The sequence below is a fragment of the Actinoplanes sp. CA-030573 genome (assembly GCF_050951115.1).
Taxonomy (GTDB): Bacteria; Actinomycetota; Actinomycetes; order Mycobacteriales; family Micromonosporaceae; genus Actinoplanes.
In genome coordinates, this window is record NZ_CP192038.1 from 2,895,725 (window position 1) to 2,918,076 (window position 22,352).

Consider the following 22,352-nt stretch of genomic DNA (forward strand, 5'->3'; position numbering starts at 1 on the left):
ATCGCATGCGAGTGCTGCTCATCTCCACCAACAAGATCCGTGTGCCCCGGCCGGCGCTACCGATCGGCTTGGCCTACATCAGCGCCGCGCTCAAACACGCCGGCCATGACGTCGACGTCCTCGACCTGCTCTGGGAGTCGCGGGAGCTCAAGGCGGTCCGGGAACGGCTTACCACCGGCAGGTACGACGTGGTCGGCATCGCCGTGCGCAACCTGGACAACCTGACCTTCATCGACCCGGTTTTCTTCGGGCCGATGACCGAGAAGATCGTCCAGTGCGTCCGGAAGTACACCAGCGCCAAGGTCATCCTCGGCGGGTCCGGCTTCTCGGTCGAGCCCCTGTCGTTCTTCGAGTACGCCCAGCCCGACTACGGCATTGCCGGCGAGGGCGAGGTCGGCGTCGTCCAGCTGCTGGACTACCTGCAGTTCGGCGGCCGGCTGGAAGCCATCTCGGGGCTGTGCTACCTCGACGAGAACGGCAAGTTCTGCCAGAACCAGTCGAACTCCGGGTTCGACCTCGGCGCGCTGGAGCCGGATCGCAGCGTCTACGATCCGCGCTACTTCGAGGAGGGCGTCTCGGCGGCCTCCGACCTCACCCGCGACCACCAGCCGGCGATCGAGACGCTGCAGACCAAGCGCGGCTGCAAGCTGTTCTGCTCGTACTGCATCATCCGCAAGACCGAGGGCAAGGGCGACCGGTTCAAGGAGCCGGCCGAGGTGGTCGCCGAGATCCAGCGGGCGATGCGGGAGAACCCGGCGGTGCGGGAGTTCGAGATCGTCGACGCGACCTTCAACTACCCGATGGAGTACGCCGCCGAGGTCTGCGAGCAGATGATCAAGGCCAAGCTCGACGTCCCTTGGTACTGCCAGCTGACGCCGAACGCGGTCACGCCGGAATTCGTGAAGCTGCTGCACGCGGCCGGCTGCATCCGGGTCGACCTCGGCACCGACGCGCTCACCGACGAGGCCCTGACCGACCTGCAGAAGGGCTTCGACATGGCCCGGGTGCTCGAGATCGACCGGCTGTTCACGGCCAGCCCGATCGAGCACACCCACTGCATCTTCCTCGGCGGCCCAGGGGAGACCCCGCAGGCGCTGCGGGAGTCGATCCGCTTCACCGAGCGGTTCCTCAATCCCGCTCAGATCTACGCCAACCTCGGCATCCGGATCCTCAGCGGCACCAAGCTGCAGCGGCAGGCGGTTAAGGCCGGGATCCTCCAGGAGGGACAGGGCACCTTCGTGCCCGCTTTCTACGTCGAGCCGGCCATCCTCGCCGACCGGCAGACGCTCGACTTCGTCCGCAACGCCTACCTCAGCCACAAGAACTGGTACCTGTGGTGGGGCCTTGGCGGGCAAAATCTGACCGACCGCTCGAGGGAGACCATGCGCGCCGTGGTGGAGATGCAGCAGGAGTACGAGTATGTGATGCAGAGCAAGCCCCGACTGGAACGCGCGCCCAAGCCGGTAACCACCCAGCCGCTCAAGCTCGCGATCGGCTCGGTGTGATGGAGGTGGCGGCCGCCGCCGGCGAACTGCTCAAGACACTTGCGACCCGCGCCGACCCGGACTTCGCGGCGGGAATGCAGCGGTACTTCCCGCACGAGGTCCGGGCCCTCGGGGTGAGCAACGCCGCGGTCACCGCGATCGCGTACGACTACTTCCGTGACCGGCGCGACGTCCCGCCGGCCGTGCGGCTGCTGCTGGCCGAGGAGGTACTGGCCCGCGCCGAGCACCACGAGGAAGTGCTGCTCGGCTTCGCGGTCATCCACAAGGTCGCGCGGACCGGCCTCGGCGACGAGCTGCTGGATCGCTGCGAGCACTGGCTGGAGACGTACGTGTCGAACTGGGCCCAGTGCGACGACCTGTGCCTGAAGCTGCTGTACCCCTTCTTCCTCGGGCACCTCGGCCAGATCCCGCAGACGCGGCGCTGGGTCGAGTCCGCCTCGCCGTGGGCCCGGCGCGCCGCGAACGTGGCGGTGGTGAAGTTCGTCCGCCGCCAGGTCGGCCGCTCGGTGTTCGAGCTGCCGACCGCGCACGTCTTCGACAACTGCGTCCGGCTGATGCGCGACGACGAGGTATACGTGCAGAAGGGCTGCGGATGGCTGCTCAAGGTCACCGCCGAGGTGCATCCCGCCGAGGTGGCGGGCTTCCTGCGGACCTGGCACACCGAGATGAGCCGCGACACCTTCCGGTACGCGGTGGAGAAGATGGAGCCGCAGCTGCGGCGGTCCTTGATGGCGCTGGGTCAGGGAGCGACGCGATGAACGGAACCGGCCGCTACCGCCATATTCGGGGCATCCACTGCGAGTCGGCCTGCCAGTGCGCCATCCTCGCCGCCGGCGGATACCAGGTCGCCGAGGAGGTCGTGTTCGGGCTGGACGGCGGCTTCGGCTTCGCGTTCTTCCCGGCCACCGGCAACGCGCCCGACATCGCGGTCGGCAAGCAGGCCGTCCTGCCGCTGCGGGCGGCTCGGCTGATGGGCGTCGACGTGGCCGCGCACACCCCGCGGTCCGGCGCCGGGCTGACCGCCCTGCTCGAGTCGGCGCCGGCCGTCCTGACCCGGGTCGACCTCGGCCTGCTGCCGTACTGGGGTCTGGACGGGCGCTCGTCGTTCGGCGGCTACTTCGTCAACGTGGTCGCGGGCGCCGGGCCGGAGACGTTCGAGGTGTCCGACCCGGCGTTCGACGATCCGGTGACGGTGCGCGATGCCGACCTGCAGGCGGCCCGGTCCAGCCGCAGATCGCCGCCGCTGAACCCGGACTGGAAGGTGTACGTGTTCGGCGCGCCCCGGCGGACACCGCAGCTGCCGCTGGTCGGCCCGGTGGCCGTACGGACCCTGTGCCGTGAGGTTCTCAAGCCGGGCAGCCGGAACCTCGGCATCCCCGGGCTGAAGCTGCTGGCCGCCACCGCGCCCACGTGGCCGCAGTCCAAGCGGGGCGAGGTCGAGGACGTGGACCTGACCGGCCGCGTGGTGCGGACTGACGCGCTGGCGCGTCAGCTGCTGCACCTCGGCCGGCAGATCGAGTTGTTCGGCACCGGCGGCGGACTGTTCCGTCCGATGATCGGCCGCTTCCTCGCGACGATGGCCGACAGCACCGGCGACGCGCGCTACGCCACCGCGGCCGAGCTGTTCCGGGAAAGCGGCACGCTCTGGTCGAACCTGGGAACCGCGCTGCTGGCCGTGGCGACCGCGGCCGCACGTGACGACCTCAAACCGCTCGTGGACGCGGTAGCCGACACGGCCCGCTCCGCGATGGACATCGAGAAGCGGGCGCTCACCGCGCTCAGCACCGTGTAGGCGCGAGGACGAGAGATGCCCACCGAGGACGAGTCCGTACTGCTGCAGGGACCGGCACGCTGGAACGAGCACGCCCGCCGACGCCGATCCCTGGGCCCCTTCCGGCCCGACCTGCGCAAGGCCGACCTGCGCGGCGCCGACCTGCGCGGCGCCGAGCTCGCCGGCGCGGACCTGACCGGCGCCGTGCTGACCGAGTCGTACCTGATGTCGGCCGACCTGCGCGGAGCCGACCTGGAGGGCGCCGACCTGTGCGAGGCGTACCTGATCCTGGCCGAGCTCAACGACTGCCGGCTGGTTGGCGCCAATCTCGAGGGCGCGGATCTCAGCGGCGCCGACCTGACCGGCGCGGTGCTGGACCTGAGCTTCCGGCGGTCGGCCGTGATCTCCGACTACCTCACGATCTGGCCATAGCGAAAGGAGCTCTTTCATGATCGTTCTGGGCTACAACGGGTTCGGCAGGTCCGCGGACATCTTCGCGCGCCTCTTTCGCGCCACCGGCATCGATCGTCACCTGCTGTACGGCCACGACTCGTCGGCCGCGCTGATGGTCAACGGCGACCTGGTCGCCGCCGTCGAGGAGGAACGGCTCAACCGGGAGAAGAAGACGTCGAAGTTCCCGGTGAACGCCATGCGCTGGTGCCTGAAGTCGGCCGGCCTGTCCTTCGACGACGTCGACCTGTTCGCGTTCTCCTGGCAGTTCTCGCCGGACGTGCTGAACAAGATGATCGCCGAGATTACCGACGACCACGCCGCGACCGTCGAGCAGAAGTTCGGCCGACTGCAGCGTCTGGCCGAGACCCACGCGGCGATGTTCAGCGACGAGGCGATCCACAGCGACTTCCTCAAGCACACCGGCCACCGGCTGAGCCCGGAGAAGCTGGTGCAGGTACCGCACCACATCGCGCACCTGTCGACCGGCTACCACCTGTCGGGCGGCGGGAACGCGGCCTTCCTGATCAGCGACGGCCGGGCCGAGTGGCTGTCGTCGATCATGGGAGAGGTCCGCGAGGGCGAGGTGAAGATCTTCGACGACGTCACCATAGACTCCCGACATTCGCTGGCGATGCTGTTCTCGGTGGTGACCCGCTACCTCGGCTTTGTGCCCAACAACGACGAGTACAAAGTGATGGGGCTGGCCGGGTACGGCCGGCCGCCGGAGCCGAACCCGTTTCTAACGCACGTGCTGGAGCTGTGTCCGGACGGCACCTACAAGATCCCCTATCCGGCCAACATGGTGCCCGCCTACTACGAACTCTTCGATCGCATCTTCGGCGGCGACCCGCAGTGCCGAGAGGAATTCGACTACCGGGTCCGGGTGGCGTGCGCGGCCCAGCACATGCTCGAGACCGCGACCGCCGGCCAGATCCGCACGCTCGAGGCACGCAGCGACCTTCCGCGCCTGGTCTTCGAGGGTGGACTCGCACTGAACTGCGTCAACAACAGCAAGCTGCTGGATCGGTCGCGGTTCGCCGAGCTGGACGTCAGCTTCGGCGCCAGCGACGTGGGCGTCGCCATCGGCGCCGCCTTCTACGCGAGCCAGCAGGCGGGCACCCCGCCGCGGGTCGGCCCGTCGCCGTACCTGGGCCCCAGCTACGACGGCGCTGAGATCCAGGCCGCGCTGCGGCAGTACGCCGACCGGGTGACCTGGCGGGAGCTGGACCCCGCGGAAGTGCCCGGCGAGGCCGCGACCCTCATGCAGCAGCGGTGCGTCATCGGCTGGTTCCAGGGCCGCCTCGAGTACGGGCCGCGGGCCCTGGGCAACCGTAGCATCCTGGCCAACCCCAAGTTCCCCGACATCAAGGACATCATCAACGAGCGGATCAAGCATCGCGAGCAGTTCCGGCCGTTCGCCCCGGTGATCCTTGAACACCGGGCCGACGAGGTCTTCGAGCTCGGCAAGAAGAAGTCCTCGCCCTACATGACGTTCGTGGTTCCGGTGCGCCCGGAGTATCGGGAACGGATCCAGGGCGCTTGCCACGTCGACGGCACGTCGCGGATCCAGACCGTCACCGAGCGGAGCAATCCGCTGCTCGCCGAGCTGCTGCGCCGATTCACTGAGCTGACCGGCATCCCGTGCCTGATCAACACCTCGTTCAACGTCGCTGGTGAACCCATCGTGTGCTCGCCCGCGGATGCGCTCGCCTGCTTCCTGAAGACCGAGATGGACCATCTGTTCCTCGGCAACTTCCTGGTGTCGCGCGGTCTGGGTGGGTGAAGGCCCTGGCACGGCTCTCTGGTGGGTCACGCTAGAATCTACGCAAAGGAAGGGAGACGTGAACAAGTGTCGCTTTTGGTGGCGGATCCGTTCGTCGGCCGACATTGCGAGTCGACCACCCTCGTGAATCTGCTGCGGCAGCGCGACATCGACCTGTCCGAGTCGCTGGTCTTCGGCATCGCCGGCGGCCTCTCGTTCATCTACTGGCGGACAAAGCAAATGCCGACGCCGTTCCTCGGCGGCCGCATCAAGCCCGACGCGCTGACCGGCAACCTGGCGACCGCGCTGAAACTGCGACTCTCCGTCCACGAGACTTCCTCGGCGAAGCGGGCGCGGGAGCAGTTGCTGGCCGACCTCGACGAAGGCACCGTCGTCGGGCTCAAGCTCGACCGCTACTTCCTCGACTACTCCACCGACGACTTTCGCTTCGCGGCCCACTACGTGGCCTGCGTCGGCCGCGACGACGAACGGTTTGCCCTGGTCGAGACCCAGCCGCTCGGCCTGCAGTGGGCGACGGACGAGTCCCTGGCGACCGCCCGCAACTCGCGCGGCCCGATGAGCTCGCGCAACCGCGCCTTCACCCTCGGCCGCCCGAAAGGCGATCTGCCCGACCTGGCCGCCGCAGCCCGCAACGGCATCCGGATGTCAGCGGACAACCTCCTCGACCCGCCGATCTCGAACTTCGGCGTGAAAGGCATGCATAAGGTCGCCGCTCTGATGACCGAGTGGCTCGACGACCTGGAGTCACCGGCCGAGAACCTGCCCGAGATCGCGACGATCATGCAGGACGCCGGCACCGGCGGCGGCCTGTTCCGCACGATGTGGGCCGAGTTCCTGAACGAGACCGCCGGCCTTACCGGCGTCGGCGAGTTCCGGGAGCTCTCGGCGGCGTATCAGCAGGTGTCCGAGAAGTGGACCGAGGTGGCCGCCCTGGTGCACGAGGCGGGAAAGTCCTCGCAGCAGCAGTGCCTAGAAAGCGCAGCGAAGATCGTGCACGAGGCCGCCGACGAGGAGGAGCGATTGATGCGGCGCCTCCGCGATCTGGCGGCCTGATGCGTCTCCGGCGGGCCGCCGCCCAGGACGATGAGGTAGCGCGGTCGGCCGGGCCGCTCCGCGCGAGCCCCTGCGCGACCAGTATCCGCGGACAGCGAAAGCCGTGCAACCGACGATAGCGTTTACTGCCAGTTTGTGGCCGTCCAGACCTCAATTGCGGTCAATTGGTTGTACTTCGTGTTGCGGCTACCGCGCCGGCCGCCGGCGCTGAGGAGTCCTGTGAAGCTTGATGTCGTGACCTAGGTGTGATGTCCGGGGACGTTGGTCGAGGAAGTGCGACCACTCGATCTGAGGATGCTGGTTCAATCTCGTGAACAGATGAAGGCCTCCGGCTGTGCAGTGGGGTTGTCGAGACACCACTGAGCAGCACTGGAGGCCTTCATGTCCCACGCTAACGCCGCGTTGACCCCGCGAGCGCGATTGCGGCTGGCGCGTCTGATCGTGGACGACGGCTGGTCACCCGCACGAGCAGCTGAACGCTACGACGTGTCCTGGCGCACCGCCGCCAAGTGGGCCGCTCGTTACCGCGCCGAAGGCGAAGCCGGCATGACCGACCGGTCCTCACGCCCGCACCGGCAGCCGACCGCCACCCCCGCGCCGATCGTGCGCAAGATCGTCCACCTGCGACACAAACGACGCCTCGGCCCAGTTCCGATCGCTGAGCAGGTCGGCATCGCCGCCTCGACGGTGCACGCAGTCCTGCGCCGACGCCGGCTCAACCGGCTGTCTCACCTCGGCCGCGGCACCGGCGAGCCGATCCGCCGCTACGAACACGACCAACCCGGCGACCTGCTGCACGTCGACGTCAAGAAACTCGGCAACATCCCGGACGGCGGCGGCCACCGCTACCTCGGCCGCGTCCAAGGCAAGAAGAATCGCGCCGCCACCACCGGCAAACACCGCAACCGGCACCACAACCTGATAATCGGCACCGCGTTCGTGCATACCGTCATCGACGACCACTCTCGGGTCGCCTACGCCGAAATCCACGACGACGAAACCGCGATCACTGCCGTTGGCGTGCTCCAAAGCGCGGTCGCCTGGTACGCCGACCGCGGCGTCACTACCCGACGCGTCCTGTCCGACAACGGCTCCGCCTACAAATCCCGGCTCTGGACCACGACCGGCGCTGACCTGAACATCACCGTGAAGAAGACCCGCCCCTACCGGCCACAGACCAACGGCAAAATCGAACGCTTCCACCGAACCCTCGCCGACGGCTGGGCCTTCGCCAAGCTCTACACCTCAGAAATGGCCCGCCGCGCTGCCCCCTTGGATTCCAGCGAACGTCGCAACACCCCAGCTCCAGGGGACGCGATGGACTTCAAGATCCGGGAGAGCCGGAAACCGCAGGGGGCGAAGAGGCTCGTCGCCGAACGAACCGCATACTTCCAGCTCGTGCAGCAGGGATTCAGCAACAACCAAGCCTGCCGGATCGTCGGGATCGATCCCCGCAGCGGCAGGCGATGGCGCAACTGATACACGCCGTCCAATCGGAAGGGCCCGGCGCGGCCCATCCCTCCCGCGGTGCCGCAGGCGTCCTCGCGGTTTATCTGCGTGGAGGAGCGCATCTACATCGCTGACCGGACGAGAGAGAAAGCGACGGTGCGGTCAATCGCGGCTGAACTCGGGCGCAGCCCTTCAACCATCAGTCGGGAGATCGAACGCAACAGGCACCCGGAAAGTGGTGTCTATCGTCCTCATGCCGCACAGGCGCGTGCCGATGCACGCCGGCCGAGACCGAAAACCGCGAAGATTGCGCAGTATCCGGAATTGCGGGAAGTTATTCAGGACCGGCTCGACCGGCGGTGGAGTCTTGTGCAGATCTGTCAGGCTCTGCCCGACGTCTTCCCTCAGCGGCCGGAGCTGCACGTGGTCCCCGAAACGATCTATCAAGCCCTGTATCTGCAGGCCCGGGGCGAGCTACGCCGCGAGGTCCACCGGGCGCTGCGCACCGGCCGGGTACGGCGCAAACCGCGTAGGCAGGCCCAGCAGCGCAGCTCACGGTTCACCGATCCAATGATCATGATTAGCGACCGTCCGGCCGAAGCGGAAGACCGAGCCGTACCGGGTCATTGGGAAGGTGATCTGATCATCGGAAAAGACGGCGCCTCGGCTATCGGCACCCTCGTCGAACGCACCACGCGATACGTGATGCTGGTCTACTTGCCTGACGGCCGCAGTGCAGAATTGGTTCACCTCTTGGGCCTTCACCGAACGCGCCCGCAAGGCCGGCCTGCTTCCATCTCTGGGCAGCGTCGGCGACCCCTACGACAACGCCCTGGTCGAGTCGTTCTGGGGCCGCATGCAAACCGAGCTGCTCGACCGGCAACGCTGGCGCACCCGGGTCGAACTCGCCAACGCGATCTTCGAGTACATCGAAGGTTTCCACAACCGACGCCGGCGCCACTCAGCCCTCGGCTGGCAAAGCCCCATAGACTTCGAAAACACCGCCACGCCTCGGACACCGTCTCTCTACGTTCCGGTCCAGCGAACCGGGGCATGATCAGTGCGTCCGGGCGTACGGGTCAGGTTGGCCAGGCCCATCGCCGTCACCGTCCGGCCCGCCCGCGCCCGCCGCGGCGCCCGCACCGCCGGGCGCAACGTCTCCGCCGGGCGCAGCCGCGCCGCCCGGGCCGCCGGCACGCTGCCGGCCAGCAGTGCCAGCCCGACCGCCACCGGCACCGCCAGCAGCGCCCGACCGGGACCGGCGCCGACGTGCAGCGCCGCGCCGAGCGGCCAGGTCAGGGCCGGCGACAGCAGCCCGGCGACGAGCCCGATCAGGGCGATCTCGCCGAGAACCGCGCCCGCTATCCGGCGGGCCGGCCAGCCGAGCGCGACCAGGACGGCCAGCTCGGTGCGACGGTCGCGAACCCCGGCGGTCACCGCGTTGACCAGGAACAGCGCGCAGACGAGCAGGACCAGCACGAACAGCACGGCACTCTTGCGGTCGACCGCCTGGACGATCGCCGTGGCCGCGCCCTTCTTCGACCAGCCCTCGGCGAGCAGCAGCTCGGGCCGCCCGTACTTGCCGGCCGCCACCCGGACCTGTTGCGGCGCCGGCGACGCGCCGTACGTGACGTCGACGTCGAGGCCGGTGCGGGCGGCGATCTCCTGCGCGACCACCCGGACCCGCTCGCGGGACGTGGGGGAGAAGCCGGCGGCGTCGGCGACCCGCACCTGGACGGCACTGATCGGCGCGGCGGCGGCGCGGCGGGCATCGGTGCGGCTCAGCGTGTCGCTCAGGGCCTCCACCGTGGTCAGCAGCAGCGGCGGCGAGGCGAGGTAGCCGCCCGGGTTGCCGTCGGGCAGCAGGGACCGGTCACCGAGCAGGTCCCGGCTGCGCGCATCGGCTCCGGCCGACCCGGGCGGCTCGTACGTCTCCAGCGGCACCTCCGTCAGCGCGCTGAACCCGGTCATCCGCTCGGGGTCGAAGGTGCCGACCACGCGCAGCACGTCGGAGGTGTCGCCGCGCCCGCCGCGCGTCACCGGGGTCAAGGGCCGGAACGAGGTGTCGTCGATCTGCCACGGCACGGTCAGCCCGGTGGCGGAGAGCTGGTACGCGGCCGGGTCGGCCGGCACGGTCCGGGCCACCAGCGTCCCGCCGGGGCCCCGGTCGTAGGTGACCGGCCCGGTCTGCACCAGGTGCTCCATCTCGAGCCCGCCGGACGCGGTGAGCAGGGCGGACAGCGCGTTGCGGTAGCTCTCGGGGGCATTGCCCGAGGTGTGACCGGCGGGCGTGGCCGGCAGCGCGTCGAGATTGGCGGCGAGCGTCTCCGGGGCGGCCGCGGGCGGCGGGCCGGTGAGCCGGGCGCGGGACAGGGCCACGTCGAGGGTCTGGTCGGCGTACGCCCGCCCGGCCGCCACCGCCGGCACCGCCCGCCCGAACTCGATCGGCGCCGTGCCCTCGTGCGGGGTGAGATAGCGCCCGGCGTCGACCGCGCCGCGCAGCCCGACCAGCTTGTCCTCGGCCGCCGGGTCGACGGCCGCCAGCAGCATCGGGATGTGCGTGGAGACGGTGAGCACCAGCCGGCCGTCGGCGGTGGTGCCGCCCAGGCCGTCGTCGCTCTGGAAACGACCGTCGGGGAGCAGCCGCACGACCTGCATGTCGGCGCGGTCGCGATCGGTGGTCAGCGTCGACCGCAGGGCCGGGTCGAGCTCCGTGCAGATCGGCTTGCCCTGCTCCAGCACGGCGATCTGGCCGCCGCGCAGGTCCTTGCCGCGGCGCACCTCGCCCCCGGTGAAGTGCGCCTCGTCGTCGCCGTAGCCCTCGATGACCGGCCACGACACCGGATGCTTGGTCACGTAGACGTACATCGGGCGGCCGGTGGCGCGGCTCAGGCCGCGGTCGGCCAGGAACGTGCGGTCGAGCCGCACCACCTGCCGGTCGGCCGTGCGGTCGACGGCGCCGGTGAGGTCGAGGCGCGCGTGCAGCAGCATTTGACGTAGCCGGCCATCGCGATCGGGGCCGCCACCTCGACCCCGGGCACCGCGCCGATCCGGGCGTACTGCGCGGCGGTGATGCCGCCGAAGATGCCGGACAGGTAGTTGGGGCGGACCAGCGAGGACGCGTCCTCCAGCGGGGTGCGGGCGCCCTGCGGGCGGACCAGGATGTCGTACGCGGCGCGGCTGTTGCCCTGGACCGTGCTGGTGACCTGCAGCCGGGCCGCCCGGGTGGTCCCGGTCAGCACGGTGAAGCCGGTGGTGGCGATGAGGATGCCCAGCAGCAGCGTGACGGCGCGGGACGGACGCCCGCGCACGTGGGCCCAGATGAAGCGCAACACGGTCACACAGTGCCGCATACATTGTGACAATGCAATGGGTACGATCAGCCCATGCCGATCCAGCACGCGGTGCTCTCCCTGCTCGCCGACGGGCCGAGCTACGGCTACGAGCTGAAGAGCGCCTTCGAGGCGGCGGTCGGCCCGCAGTGGGGCCCGCTCAACATCGGCCACCTCTACCAGATCCTCGACCGCCTGCTCCGCGACGAGCTGGTCAGCGCCGAGCGGCACGCCCAGCAGGTCAAGCCCGACCGGGTCGTCTACTCGATCACCGACGCCGGCCGCGCCGAGCTCGAGGAGTGGCTCGGCGCGCCCAGCCCGCGCAGCGGCGGGTTCCGCGACGACTTCTTCCTCAAGATCACGGCCGCGGCCCGCTCCGGCGACCCGGGCACGGTCCGGCGCGCGCTCAGCGCCCAGCGCGCCCATCTGCTCCGCGAGCTGCGCAACCTCGACGCGCTGCGCCGGGAGAACGACGACCGGGTGGTCGCGCTGCTGCTGGCCGCCGCGATCCGGCACGTCGAGGCCGACCTGGCGTTCGTCGACGACGCCGAGGCGACGCTCCTCGACGGCGAAGCGGCGGCACCGCCTCCGGCGCGACCGGCCGCGCCGGCCGCGCCGGCCGCCGACGTGCGAGCGGCCGGGTGACCCCGCCCGCGGCCGACTGACCGAACGCGCGGCCGGCTGACCGGATCCACGGCCGGCTGACCGAACGCGCGGCCGACTGACCGAACGCGCGGCCGGCTGACCGGACCCGCGGCCGGCTGACCGGACCCGCGGCCGGCCGGGCGGCGATGGCGGCACCCTACGATCGAGCCTGTGCCGGCCGAGCGATTTGTCCTGAGCCAATCCTGGTGGCTCGCCGGCGAGATCGTCCGCCGTCATCCCGGGATCACCCTGGTCGAGACCCATCCGGGCGGCGGCACCTACGACTGCCTGACCCTCATGCGCGACCACGCGACGCTGATAGACATCAATCGGGCCGGCAGCATCCACGTCGGCGGCGAGGGCCGGCCGGCCGGGATGTCGTTCGAGTCCCTGTTCGACCACGAGAACCCGGCCGAGATCATCGCCCTGGTCGAGCAGGGCGCCGGGCTGCGCTCGGCGGGCAGCGCGCCGGTGACGACGCCCACGGCCCTGGCCTTCCGGGTGGCCGCGCAGGTGCTGGCCCTCACGGTCAACGACAAGCGGCGGTGGGACGTCCGCAGCGAACGGGTCGACTCGAGCGGCATGGACGGTGGCGGCCGCCGCTGGTTCGTCGACCGGTTCCCGATCGCGGCCGAGCGGGCCCGGCAACGGCGGCCGGACGACCTGCTGGGGGATCCGTACTACCGGTACTGGGGCGTCACCAGCAACGGGGAAGCGGTCGCCGTCCTCGACACCGACGGCTTCGCCTACGTCGGTGAGCAGGCGCTGCACCTGCCGTCGCTCTACCAGGCCCACAACCGCCGCCTCACGCCGACGGTCGCGGCCGCCTTCGCCGCGGTGCTGCCGTGAGGTGCGTCCGGCGGCAGATGTGGTCGCTGGTCTCGATGCTCCTGCGCCGGCACCCCGGGCTCCAGGTGGCCGAGACCCAGCACGGCATCGCCCTGTTCAAGCCGGACGACGACGCCCGCTTCCTGCTCATCGACCGGGACGGCGATCTCGTCATCGCGGCGGACCGGCCGTGGCCGACGCTCGACGAGCTCCTCGCGGCGGCGCCGGACGGCGAGAAGCTCACCGATCTCGAGTACGCCGTCGGCCTCGAGCCGCCGCCGATGACACCGCCCTCGACCCCGGCGGTGCTCGCGTACCGGACGCTGGCGCTGCTGATGGCGATCACGCTCGACGACAAACGCGAGTGGCAGATCCGCGGCGTCTGGCAGGAGACCATCTCGGGCGCCCACCACATCAAGGCGTTCCTCGTGCCGTTCCCGGTCGCGGCCGCACGAGCCGAGACGAACCGCACTCACGAGTCGTATCGCCGGTCCTACCTGCCCTACTGGGCTGTCCTGCGCGCCGGTGAACCGGTGGCCCTCGTCGACACGTACGGCTTCGTCCATGTCGGCAGTCAGGTCTTCTCGCTCCCCGAGCTCTACACCGCGCACGCCCGGCGGTTGACGCCGACGGTCGCCGCCGCTCTCGGTGAGGTGCTGCCGTGAGGGGCTCCGCCGCGCGCCGTGTCGCGCGGGGAGGTCTAATGGGGTGATGCGTCCGGCAGCCGATCCCGCATCCACCGTCCAGGGCGACCGCTACCGGATCACGGTGCTCACCGAAGGCCTGGTCCGCCTGGAGTACTCCGAGGACGGCGTCTTCGAGGACCGCGCGTCCACCTTCGCCGTCAACCGCCATCTCCCGGTGCCCGAGTTTCGGGTGCTCGACGCCGGCGGCCATCTCGAGGTGGTGACGTCGCGCTTCCGGCTCACGTACGACCGCGGCCCGTTCACCACCAGCGGCCTGAGCCTCGCCGTCGGGGGCGGCGTCAGCTCGTACCACTCGGTGTGGCGCTACGAGCAGGCGCCGGAGGACCTCGGCGGCACCGCGCGCACCCTCGACAACGCCGACGGCGCGGTCCCGCTCGAACCGGGCGTGGTCTCGCGTACCGGCTTCGCGGTGATCGACGACTCCGGGTCCTTCCTGTTCGACGGCGACGGCTGGGTCAGCGCCGACAACGTCGACCGCACCGACCTGTACGTGTTCGCCTACGGTCACGACTACACCGAGGCGCTGCGGGCGCTCTACGCGGTGTCCGGGCCGCAGCCGTTGGTGCCGCGCTGGGCCCTGGGCAACTGGTGGAGCCGCTATCACCGGTACAGCGCGGAGTCCTACCTGGCCCTGCTCGACCGGTTCCGCGCGGACGGCATCCCGTTCTCGGTCGGCGTCATCGACATGGACTGGCACCTGGTCGACGTCGACCCCGGGCACGGCAGCGGGTGGACGGGCTACACCTGGAACCGCGAGCTGTTCCCCGCGCCGGCGACCTTCCTGAAGCAGGTGCACGAGCGCGGGCTGCGGGTCACGCTGAACGTGCATCCGGCGGACGGGGTGCGCTCGTTCGAGGACGCCTATCCGGCGATGGCGGCCGCGCTCGGGCGCGATCCGTCGTCCGGCGAGCCGATCGCCTTCGACGTCACCGACCGGGCCTTCCTCACCGCCTACCTGGAGGTGCTGCATCGCGGCCTGGAGGCCGACGGGGTCGATTTCTGGTGGCTCGACTGGCAATCCGGTCCGCATTCGCGCATCACCGGCATCGACCCGCTGTGGATGCTCAACCACTTCCACTACCTGGACAACGGCGAGATCACCTTCTCCCGGTACGCGGGACCGGGCAGTCACCGCTATCCGGTCGGCTTCTCCGGCGACGCCGTCATCAGCTGGGCGTCGCTGGCTTTCCAGCCGTATTTCACGGCGACCGCGGCCAATATCGGGTACGGCTGGTGGAGTCACGACATCGGCGGGCACTTCTTCGGCGTACGCGACGACGAGCTCGCCACGCGCTGGGTGCAGTTCGGGGTGTTCTCGCCGATCATGCGGCTGCACGCGGGCAGCAACCGGTTCATCGACAAGGACCCGGCGTCCTTCCCCGCTCCGGTGCGCGACGTGATGACGGCGTTCCTGCGGCTGCGGCACCGGCTCGTGCCGTACCTCGACGCCATGAACAACCGGTCGGACCTGCCGCTGGTCCTGCCGATGTACTACCGGGAGCCGGAGGAGAACCAGGCGTACGGGGTGCCGGACCAGTACCAGTTCGGCAGCGAGCTGGTGGTCGCCGCGATCACCGCCCCGGCCTCGCCACGGACCGGTCTCGGCCGGGTGCGGGCGTGGCTGCCGGACGGCGTGTGGGCCGACGTGCTCACCGACCTCGTGTACGACGGCGGCCGTACCCTCTACCTGCACCGGGACCTGACCACCATCCCCGTGCTCGGCGCCGCCGGGGCGATCGTGCCGCTGGACGGCGCGGCCGTGCCCGGCAACGACCCGGTCGACCCCGCCCACCTCGAGGTGCTGGTCGTCGTGGGCGCCGACGGATCGTTCGAGCTCGGCTCGGCGTCGCTGAGCTTCGACCAGGAGCGCGGCGAGCTGGTGGCGTCGTCCCGGATCGCCCGCACCTTCACCGTCACGTTCGTGGCGCTCACCGGCGTCGACCCGATCGCCTCGGTCGACGGCGCGGTGGTCGGGGCCGAGGTGCACCGCGCGGCGACCCGGACCTCGATCACCGTGCCCGGCGTGCCGGCCGCGGCGACGCTGCGGGTCGCCGTCGGCGCCCGCCCGCGCCTGCGCGCCAACGACGTGGACGCGTTGCTGTTCCGCCTGCTCGACCGCGCCCCGATCGAGTACGAGATCAAGAGCCGGGTGCTGGAGATCGCCACCGCCGCTCGCCCGCTCGCGGTCCGCCTCTCCCACCTGCAGGCCCTCGACCTCGACGCCGAGCTGTTCACGGCTCTCGGCGAGATCCTGCTCGCCCGGAGCGAGTGACCGGCCGGCGGCCGGGCGGCCGGTTCACCCGGCCCGAAGAGCCGCCGCGATCTCGTCGAGGCCGGGCAGGGCGGCGCCGCCGAGCTCACCGTCCTCGCGAAGCTCGCCCGCCCGCTCCCGGAACTCCTCGAATCGGTCCCTCGCCTCGTCGATCCGGCCGGCGCCGGCCTCCCGGGCGACGGCCCTCAGGTCGCGCAGCAGCGACTTGGCGGCCTTCGGCCGTACCGTGCCGTCGTCCGCCCGCCGCTGGATCAGCAGGGCCAGGGCGGCGAGCCGGTCGGTGACGGTGACGGCCCGCGGCGCCGGCCCGGTGCCGGCCGGCCCGGTGCCGGCCGGCCCGGAAGGCCCTTCCGCCGGCCCGGAGCCCGGCTCGGCCAGTGTTGTGGCCTCCGGGGTTGCCGCCGGAGCCGTCGCCGAGGGCGTCGGTGGCCGGCCGGCCACCGACGCCGGCCGCTCCGCACCGCCGGCCAGGGTCACCGACACCACCGTCGCCGCGACCACGACGAGGGCCGCGCCCGCCGCCAGGGCCACGGTCCGGTCGGACGGCCGCCGGCGCCACGGTGACGGCCGGGCGGCGGAGGTCACCCGCGGAAGTGCCAAGGTGGGCGCGGCGACCGGCGCCTCGCCGGGCGCGGCCCCCGGATCGGCGCGATCGGACAGCGGTATCGCCCGCAACCGGGCCGCGACGGACCCGGCCGTCGCCGGCCGGTCGGCGGGCTGCTTGGCCAGCAACTCCGCCACCAGCCGGAGCAGCTCGGGCGGCAGGCCGCCGCGGTGTGCGCCCAACGGCACCGGCGGCTCGTGCAGGTGCAGGTCGAGTACGTCGATCGGGTGGTCCGCGGCGAACGGCGGCGCGCCGGCCAGCATCGCGTACAGCACACAGCCCACCGCGTAGAGGTCGGCGCGGCCGTCGACCGGGTCGCCGGCGGCCTGTTCGGGCGCCATGTACTGACAGGTGCCGACCACGGCGTCGGCGCCGGTCAGCGCCGCCTCGCCGGCGCACCGGTCGAGCAGGGCGACGCCGAAGTCGCAGACCTTCACCACGCCCGCCGCGTCGACCAGGACGTTGGACGGCTTGATGTCGCGATGAACGACGCCGGCCGCGTGCGCGGCGTCCAGCGCGTCACAGATCTGGGCGGCGATCGACACCGCCTCCCCGGCCGGCAGGCGCGTCCGCCGGGCCAGCATCTCGGTCAGGCTGCGGCCCTCGACCAGCTCCATGACCAGGTATGCGGCGTCGCCGGTGGTGTCCACGTCGTACATGCCGACGATGTTGTCGTGCGCCAGCCGAGCCACCGACCGGGCCTCGCGGCGCAGCCGCTCCAGTGCCGCCGGGTCGGCCCGCGACCGCGCGTTGAGGATCTTCACCGCCGCGTCGCGCTCCAGCCGGGTGTCGCAGGCCTGCCACACGGTGGCGGTCGCTCCGCGCCCCAGGGGCCGCTGGAGGTGATAGCGCCCGCCCACGACGTTGTCCGACATGCCGCATCCTTCCGCCGAGCCGATGACTCCGTCGGGGAAGCGCCACCGGCCGGCGCCGTGTTACACCGCGTCCCCTGGACGAGGGACGCCGCGGGCGGCGGTCAGGAGGGCGTGACCAGGCGGGTCTCGTAGGCGACGACCACGGCCTGGACGCGGTCGCGCAGACCGAGCTTGGCCAGGATCCGGGCGACGTGGGTCTTCACCGTCGCCTCGGAGAGGAAGAGGCGGCCGGCGATCTCCACGTTGCTCAGGCCCTGCGCCACCAGCGTCAGCACCTCGCGCTCCCGGGGTGTGAGCGTGGCCAGGTCGCGGTGCAGGGGCGACTCGCGTGGCTCCGGCGTGGTGAAGCGCTCGACCAGGCGGCGGGTGATGCTCGGGGCGAGCAGGGCGTCGCCGTCGCGCACGATGCGGACGGCGGCGACCAGGTACTCGGGGGTGACGTCCTTGAGCAGGAAGCCGCTGGCGCCCAGGCCGAGTGCCGCGTAGACGTAGTTGTCGAGGTCGAACGTGGTCAGCATGATGACGCGCGGCGGCTCGTCGCCGGCCAGGATGCGGCGGGCGGCCTCGATGCCGTCCATGGCCGGCATGCGGATGTCCATCAGCACCACGTCCGGTCCGGTGCGGCGGACCGCGTCGACCGCCTCGGCGCCGGTCTCGGCCTCGGCGACGACGTCGATCCCGTCGGCCGTGAGGATCATGCGGAATCCGGCGCGTACGAGCGCCTGGTCGTCGGCGATCACCACCCGCAGCGGCTCGGTCACCGGGTCTCCAGCGGAAGCTGAGCCTGGACCCGGTAGCCGCCGGTGAGCCGGGCCGCGGCCTGCAGCGTTCCGCCGTAGACCGCCAGCCGCTCGCGCAGGCCGGCCAGGCCCCGGCCGGTCGAGGTGGCCGACTCCGGGGTCGGCCGGCCGCCGGTGTCGGTGACGGTGATGCGCAGCTCGTCCGGCGCGTACGCGACGTCGACCGTGGCGCGGGCGCCCGAGGCGTGCTTGACCGTGTTGGTGAGCGCCTCCTGCACCACGCGGTAGGCGGCGAGCTCGAGCCCGGCCGGCAGCGGTTGCCGGTCGCCGCTGGTGGTGACGGTGACGTCGACCCCGGCGTCGCGGACCCGGTCGATCAGCGGCGGCAGCTGGGCCAGGCCGGGCTGCGGGGTGAGGGTGTCCTCGTCGTCATCCGCCGCGCCGAGCAGACCCATCACCCCGCGCAGCTCGCCCAGCGCCGCGCGGCCCCCTTCCTCGACCGCCAGCAGGGCGTCGCGGGCCGCCTCCGGCGCGCTGTCGAGGACCTTCCGGGCGGCGCCGGCCTGGATGACCATCATCGACACGTTGTGGGTCACGATGTCGTGCAGGTCGCTCGCGATGCGCGCGCGTTCCTGGCGGGTGGCCTCGCGCAGCGCCTCGGCCCGCTCGCGGCGCAGCCGGTCGGCGTGCTGGCGCCAGGTGCGCATGCCGTTGACGGCCAGCCCGATCGGCAGCAGCACCAGGAACGGCACCGAGGCCACCGGGACGATCGGCACCGCCAGATCGGGGAACGAGCTGTAGAGCAGCGCCGCGACCGGCAGCGCGGCCAGGGCCAGGATCCGGTACGGGCTGTACGCGGCGGCGCTGTACCCGGCGATCACGCAGGCGTAGAAGGAGACCCGCAGGATGTCGGTGCCCGGGGACTCGCCGTGCAGCGACAGCACCGTGATCCCGAGGATGACCATGAGGGTCGCCAGCGGGTACCGGCGGCGCATCAGCAGCGGCAGGATGGCGGCCACCGCGATCCAGCCCGGACCCTGCGGATTGAGCGGGTACGACTCGTGCAGCGGCACCGGCACGGCCGGCGCGACCGGGGGCGTGGGCAGATCGGGGTACACGGGGACGACCGCCCCGTCGCTGGTGGTCTCGAACAGGTGCCCGGTGATGCCGGTGCCGCTCAGCGCCGCCACGATGAACACCGCCACGAGCAGGACGTCGAAGGCCCAGTTGCGCCGGGTCAGCCGCGGCCGGGGGCCGGACGGGCGCAGCGCCCACGCGACCGGAGGCAACGACAGCAAGCGGTTCACCGGCCCATTGTGTCCGGCGAGGTGAAGCGTACGCATCCATCGCTCGACTACGCCGCAAGGATGACGCCGCCGGGGCAATGCCCTCTCCCGGCCGACGCCCGGCGTACGCCGGCGTCCCTAGCGTCCCCACCATGATTGACGTCGTAGATGTGAGCCGCCGCTACGAGGGCGACCAGGCCGCCCTCGACCACCTCAGCCTGCACGTCGCCGAGGGCGAGTGCCTGGCGCTGCTCGGACCGTCGGGCAGCGGCAAGTCGACCCTGCTCAACCTGATCGCCGGCCTCGACCGGCCGACCGAAGGCACGGTCACGGTCGGCGGGACCCGGGTGGACACGCTGAGCGAGGCCGGCGCCGCCCGCTACCGCCGCGCCACCATCGGGCTGGTCTTCCAGTTCTTCAACCTGCTCGACGACCTGACCGTCACCGACAACGTGCTGCTGCCGGCGCAGATCGCGGGCCGGTCCGCCGGTTCCCGCCGGCGTGCCCGTGAGCTGCTCGAGACGCTCGGCATCGACCGGCACGCGGACGCCTATCCCGGCCGCCTCTCCGGTGGGGAGCGGCAGCGGGTCGCGGTCGCCCGGGCGCTGATGAACCGGCCGCCGTTGCTGCTCGCCGACGAGCCGACCGGCGCGCTCGACACCGCCTCCGGCGCCGAGGTCCGCAAGCTGCTGGTCGACCTGCACGCCGACGGCCAGACGATCGTCCTGGTCACCCACGACGAGGCCCTGGCCGGCGCCGTCGCCACCCGCACCGTGCGCCTGGTCGACGGGCAGGTGGCGGCGTGAGTGCCATCCGGACCGTGGTGCGCGGGGCGCAGCGGCGCCGCGTCTCCACGATCGTCATCGTCGCGGCGACGGCGATGGCCGTCACCGCCACCGTGCTGGCCGGCCTGCTGCTGGCCGCGTCCTCGGCGCCGTTCGCCAACGCGTTCGCCGGCCAGAACGGCGCGCACCTGACCGCGGTCTTCGACTCGGCGAGGACGACCAGGGAACAGGCCGCCGCCACCGCGTCGACGGCCGGGTCGGCGATCGGCCCGTTCCCGGTGGCCACGGCCGTGGTCAAGGAGGACCCGCACACCCCGCCCGTCCCGCCGCTGAAGGTCGTCGGGCGGGCCGACCCGGGCGGCGACCCGATCGACAAGGTCACGCTGCTGGCCGGGCGCTGGGCCCGGGCCACGGGCGAGATCGTGGTCGCCCGTACCAACCTGATGATCCCGGCCGGCACCACGCTGACGCTGACCGACGGGTCCACGCTGAAGGTCGTCGGCGAGGCGCGGTCGATCAGCCAGACCGCGCAGGGCTGGGTGACACCGCAGCAGGCGGCCGCGCTCGGGCACACCGGGTGGCAGATGCTCTACCGGTACGCCGATGCCGGCACCGAGTCGGCGATGGCCGCCCACAAGACGGCGCTGGGCCCGGGCGTACCGGCGCAGTCGTGGCTCGACGTGCGCCGCGATGCCGCCCACCGGACCCAGCTCTACGTGCCCCTGCTGAGCGCGTTCGGGCTGATCGGCCTCGCCCTGGCCGCCCTGGTCATCGGCAACGTCGCCGCCGGCACGGTGGCCTCGGCCACCCGCCGCATCGGCGTCATGAAGGCGCTCGGGCTGACCCCGGCCCAGGTGGTGCGGGCCTGCCTGGCCCAGGCGCTGATTCCCGGCCTGATCGGCGCGGTCCTCGGCGTCGTCGCCGGCAACCTGCTCGCGGTGCCGCTGACCGCCGACGTGGCCGACCTGTTCGGCACCGTCCCGATGTCGGTCACCCCCTGGGTCGACGCCGCCGCGATCGTGGCCGCGGCGCTGGTCATCGCCGCGACGGCGGCGCCGGCCGCGTGGCGGGCGGCCCGCTTGCGCACGGTCGACGCGCTCGCCGTCGGCCGCACCCCGCACAGCGGCCGCGGCCGGGTCGCCGCCCGGTTCGCCGCCCGCACCCGGCTGCCGCGGCCGTTCAGCCTCGGGCTGGCCCAGCCGTTCACCCGGCCGGCCCGCCTGCTGGCCATGCTGCTGACGGTCGGGCTCGGCACGGCGGCGGCGACGTTCGCGATCGGCCTGGCCATCTCGCTGCGCCACGTGCAGCAGGCCGACCAGCGACCCGACGCCTCGGCCGACGTGCTCGTCGCTCCCGCCCCGGACGGCTCCGACCCCCGCGCGGCGATCGCCGCCACGGCCGGAACGGGGCAGTACTACGGCCGCGGACCCGCCGACATCGCCGTCGACGGGCTGCGCGAGCCGGCGCGGGGCACGGTCACCAGCGGCGACGCCCGCTGGGCCGGGTACGAGATGCTCGCCGGCCGCTGGTACACCGGCCCGGGGGAGGCGGCCGTCTCGACCGGGTTCCTGACCGCCACCGGCAAGCACCTCGGCGACACCGTCACCGGCGCCGGCCACGGGCCGCTCACCCTGGTCGGCGAGGTCTTCGACGGCAGCGCCAACAACCACCTCTACACCGACGTGGCGAGCCTCCCCGGCCGGAAGCCGATCCTCGAGTGGTACGTCAAGCTCGAGCCCGGCACCGACCGTGCCGCCTACATCGAGGCGCTGCAGAGCAGGAACGTCCACGCCGAGGCCACCCGCACCGAGGGACCGGACGGCACGCTGATCGTGCTCGACTCGCTGACCGCCCTGCTCACCGGGCTGCTCGTCGCCGTGGCCGGGCTCGGCGTGCTCAACGCGGTGGTGCTGGACTCGCGCGACCGGGTGCACGACATCGGCGTACACAAGTCGATGGGCATGACGCCGAAGCAGACCGCCGCGATGGTGGTCGCCTCGGTCGGCATCCCCGGCCTGGTCGGTGGGCTGGCCGGCGTCCCCGCGGGCTGGTTGCTGCATCGGTGGGCGGTACCGGCGATGGCACACGGCGCCGGCATTCGCCTTCCACCATCCACCATCAGCGTGTACGCCCCCAGCCTGCTGGCCGTCCTGGCGCTGGCCGGCCTGGTCATCGCCGCCGGCGGCGCCCTGCTCCCGGCCGGCTGGGCGGCCCGGACCCGGACCGCCGTGGCCCTGCGCACCGAATAACCGCACGGGCAGCCG

At 71.7% G+C, this 22,352-nt stretch carries 18 protein-coding genes and 2 pseudogenes; 15 read left to right on the plus strand and 5 right to left on the minus strand.

The genetic code is table 11. The features are described from left to right. The first annotated feature begins 5 nt into the window (after positions 1–5). The 9 genes and pseudogenes from ACQP2F_RS13410 to ACQP2F_RS13450 form a co-directional block, all read left to right on the plus strand. Positions 6–1,505, plus strand: coding sequence for a B12-binding domain-containing radical SAM protein (locus tag ACQP2F_RS13410; RefSeq protein ID WP_433303927.1), 1,500 nt, complete (start codon positions 6–8; stop codon positions 1,503–1,505). Next, positions 1,505–2,263: a DNA alkylation repair protein gene (locus tag ACQP2F_RS13415; RefSeq protein ID WP_433303929.1), complete on the plus strand. Its 759-nt coding sequence runs from the start codon at positions 1,505–1,507 to the stop codon at positions 2,261–2,263. Before ACQP2F_RS13410 ends, ACQP2F_RS13415 begins: the two co-directional genes overlap by 1 nt. After that, positions 2,260–3,297: a DUF4872 domain-containing protein gene (locus ACQP2F_RS13420; protein ID WP_433303930.1), complete on the plus strand. Its 1,038-nt coding sequence runs from the start codon at positions 2,260–2,262 to the stop codon at positions 3,295–3,297. The genes ACQP2F_RS13415 and ACQP2F_RS13420 overlap by 4 nt, the downstream gene beginning before the upstream one ends. Before the next feature lie 15 nt (positions 3,298–3,312). After that, complete coding sequence (locus tag ACQP2F_RS13425; protein ID WP_433303932.1) at positions 3,313–3,708, plus strand: pentapeptide repeat-containing protein; 396 nt, start codon at positions 3,313–3,315, stop codon at positions 3,706–3,708. A gap of 16 nt (positions 3,709–3,724) precedes the next feature. Then, positions 3,725–5,512 (plus strand): carbamoyltransferase family protein, encoded by a 1,788-nt coding sequence (locus ACQP2F_RS13430; RefSeq protein ID WP_433303934.1) that lies wholly within the window; start codon positions 3,725–3,727, stop codon positions 5,510–5,512. 66 nt (positions 5,513–5,578) lie between these two features. Then, positions 5,579–6,565, plus strand: a complete 987-nt coding sequence (locus ACQP2F_RS13435; protein ID WP_433303936.1) for a BtrH N-terminal domain-containing protein — start codon at positions 5,579–5,581, stop codon at positions 6,563–6,565. Positions 6,566–6,946: 381 nt separating this feature from the next. Next, the gene (locus ACQP2F_RS13440; protein WP_433303938.1) at positions 6,947–8,044 is read left to right on the plus strand and encodes an IS481 family transposase; all 1,098 of its coding nucleotides are present in this window, start codon (positions 6,947–6,949) and stop codon (positions 8,042–8,044) included. 126 nt (positions 8,045–8,170) lie between these two features. After that, positions 8,171–8,695 (plus strand): annotated as a pseudogene (locus ACQP2F_RS13445) (IS30 family transposase); the annotation flags it as partial. A gap of 64 nt (positions 8,696–8,759) precedes the next feature. Next, positions 8,760–9,071 (plus strand): annotated as a pseudogene (locus tag ACQP2F_RS13450) (transposase); the annotation flags it as partial. On the opposite strand, the gene ACQP2F_RS13455 reads toward ACQP2F_RS13450, so the two are convergent. Both ACQP2F_RS13455 and ACQP2F_RS13460 read right to left on the minus strand, forming a co-directional pair. Then, positions 9,041–11,005, minus strand: coding sequence for an FtsX-like permease family protein (locus ACQP2F_RS13455; protein WP_433303940.1), 1,965 nt, complete (start codon positions 11,003–11,005; stop codon positions 9,041–9,043). The pseudogene ACQP2F_RS13450 and the gene ACQP2F_RS13455 overlap by 31 nt on opposite strands. After that, positions 10,903–11,349: a hypothetical protein gene (locus ACQP2F_RS13460; RefSeq protein ID WP_433303942.1), complete on the minus strand. Its 447-nt coding sequence runs from the start codon at positions 11,347–11,349 to the stop codon at positions 10,903–10,905. Before ACQP2F_RS13460 ends, ACQP2F_RS13455 begins: the two co-directional genes overlap by 103 nt. Before the next feature lie 51 nt (positions 11,350–11,400). Between ACQP2F_RS13460 and ACQP2F_RS13465 the strand changes: the two genes are divergently transcribed. From ACQP2F_RS13465 to ACQP2F_RS13480, 4 genes are all read left to right on the plus strand, one after another. Then, positions 11,401–11,991, plus strand: coding sequence for a PadR family transcriptional regulator (locus ACQP2F_RS13465; RefSeq protein WP_433303944.1), 591 nt, complete (start codon positions 11,401–11,403; stop codon positions 11,989–11,991). A gap of 171 nt (positions 11,992–12,162) precedes the next feature. Further along, complete coding sequence (locus ACQP2F_RS13470) at positions 12,163–12,840, plus strand: hypothetical protein (protein ID WP_433303945.1); 678 nt, start codon at positions 12,163–12,165, stop codon at positions 12,838–12,840. Next, entirely contained in the window at positions 12,837–13,484 is a 648-nt protein-coding gene (locus ACQP2F_RS13475; RefSeq protein WP_433303947.1) for a hypothetical protein, read from the plus strand. Before ACQP2F_RS13470 ends, ACQP2F_RS13475 begins: the two co-directional genes overlap by 4 nt. A gap of 46 nt (positions 13,485–13,530) precedes the next feature. Then, positions 13,531–15,798, plus strand: coding sequence for a TIM-barrel domain-containing protein (locus tag ACQP2F_RS13480; protein ID WP_433303949.1), 2,268 nt, complete (start codon positions 13,531–13,533; stop codon positions 15,796–15,798). Positions 15,799–15,822: 24 nt separating this feature from the next. On the opposite strand, the gene ACQP2F_RS13485 is transcribed toward ACQP2F_RS13480, so the two are convergent. From ACQP2F_RS13485 to ACQP2F_RS13495, 3 genes are all read right to left on the minus strand, one after another. Continuing rightward, positions 15,823–17,277 carry a protein kinase domain-containing protein gene (locus tag ACQP2F_RS13485; protein ID WP_433303951.1) on the minus strand — a complete coding sequence of 485 codons (1,455 nt, stop codon included), beginning with the start codon at positions 17,275–17,277 and terminating at the stop codon, positions 15,823–15,825. 101 nt (positions 17,278–17,378) lie between these two features. Further along, on the minus strand, positions 17,379–18,038 hold the full coding sequence (locus tag ACQP2F_RS13490; RefSeq protein WP_433303953.1) for a response regulator: 660 nt from the start codon (positions 18,036–18,038) through the stop codon (positions 17,379–17,381). After that, complete coding sequence (locus tag ACQP2F_RS13495; RefSeq protein WP_433303955.1) at positions 18,035–19,324, minus strand: sensor histidine kinase; 1,290 nt, start codon at positions 19,322–19,324, stop codon at positions 18,035–18,037. The genes ACQP2F_RS13490 and ACQP2F_RS13495 overlap by 4 nt, the downstream gene beginning before the upstream one ends. Before the next feature lie 131 nt (positions 19,325–19,455). Here ACQP2F_RS13495 and ACQP2F_RS13500 point away from each other — a divergent pair, with 131 nt between their 5' ends. Further along, positions 19,456–20,109 (plus strand): ABC transporter ATP-binding protein, encoded by a 654-nt coding sequence (locus tag ACQP2F_RS13500; protein ID WP_433303957.1) that lies wholly within the window; start codon positions 19,456–19,458, stop codon positions 20,107–20,109. After that, on the plus strand, positions 20,106–22,337 hold the full coding sequence (locus ACQP2F_RS13505; RefSeq protein WP_433303959.1) for an ABC transporter permease: 2,232 nt from the start codon (positions 20,106–20,108) through the stop codon (positions 22,335–22,337). Before ACQP2F_RS13500 ends, ACQP2F_RS13505 begins: the two co-directional genes overlap by 4 nt. Positions 22,338–22,352: the final 15 nt, after the last annotated feature.

Bases quoted from the DNA above. Each gene is read 5' to 3' on its own strand.
- ACQP2F_RS13420 (WP_433303930.1), top strand. From the start codon at position 2,260: ATGAACGGAACCGGCCGCTACCGCCATATTCGGGGCATCCACTGCGAG.
- ACQP2F_RS13415 (WP_433303929.1), top strand. From the start codon at position 1,505: ATGGAGGTGGCGGCCGCCGCCGGCGAACTGCTCAAGACACTTGCGACC.
- ACQP2F_RS13430 (WP_433303934.1), top strand. From the start codon at position 3,725: ATGATCGTTCTGGGCTACAACGGGTTCGGCAGGTCCGCGGACATCTTC.
- ACQP2F_RS13410 (WP_433303927.1), top strand. From the start codon at position 6: ATGCGAGTGCTGCTCATCTCCACCAACAAGATCCGTGTGCCCCGGCCG.
- ACQP2F_RS13480 (WP_433303949.1), top strand. From the start codon at position 13,531: ATGCGTCCGGCAGCCGATCCCGCATCCACCGTCCAGGGCGACCGCTAC.
- ACQP2F_RS13485 (WP_433303951.1), bottom strand. From the start codon at position 17,277: ATGTCGGACAACGTCGTGGGCGGGCGCTATCACCTCCAGCGGCCCCTG.
- ACQP2F_RS13500 (WP_433303957.1), top strand. From the start codon at position 19,456: ATGATTGACGTCGTAGATGTGAGCCGCCGCTACGAGGGCGACCAGGCC.
- ACQP2F_RS13465 (WP_433303944.1), top strand. From the start codon at position 11,401: ATGCCGATCCAGCACGCGGTGCTCTCCCTGCTCGCCGACGGGCCGAGC.
- ACQP2F_RS13455 (WP_433303940.1), bottom strand. From the start codon at position 11,005: ATGCTGCTGCACGCGCGCCTCGACCTCACCGGCGCCGTCGACCGCACG.
- ACQP2F_RS13440 (WP_433303938.1), top strand. From the start codon at position 6,947: ATGTCCCACGCTAACGCCGCGTTGACCCCGCGAGCGCGATTGCGGCTG.
- ACQP2F_RS13425 (WP_433303932.1), top strand. From the start codon at position 3,313: ATGCCCACCGAGGACGAGTCCGTACTGCTGCAGGGACCGGCACGCTGG.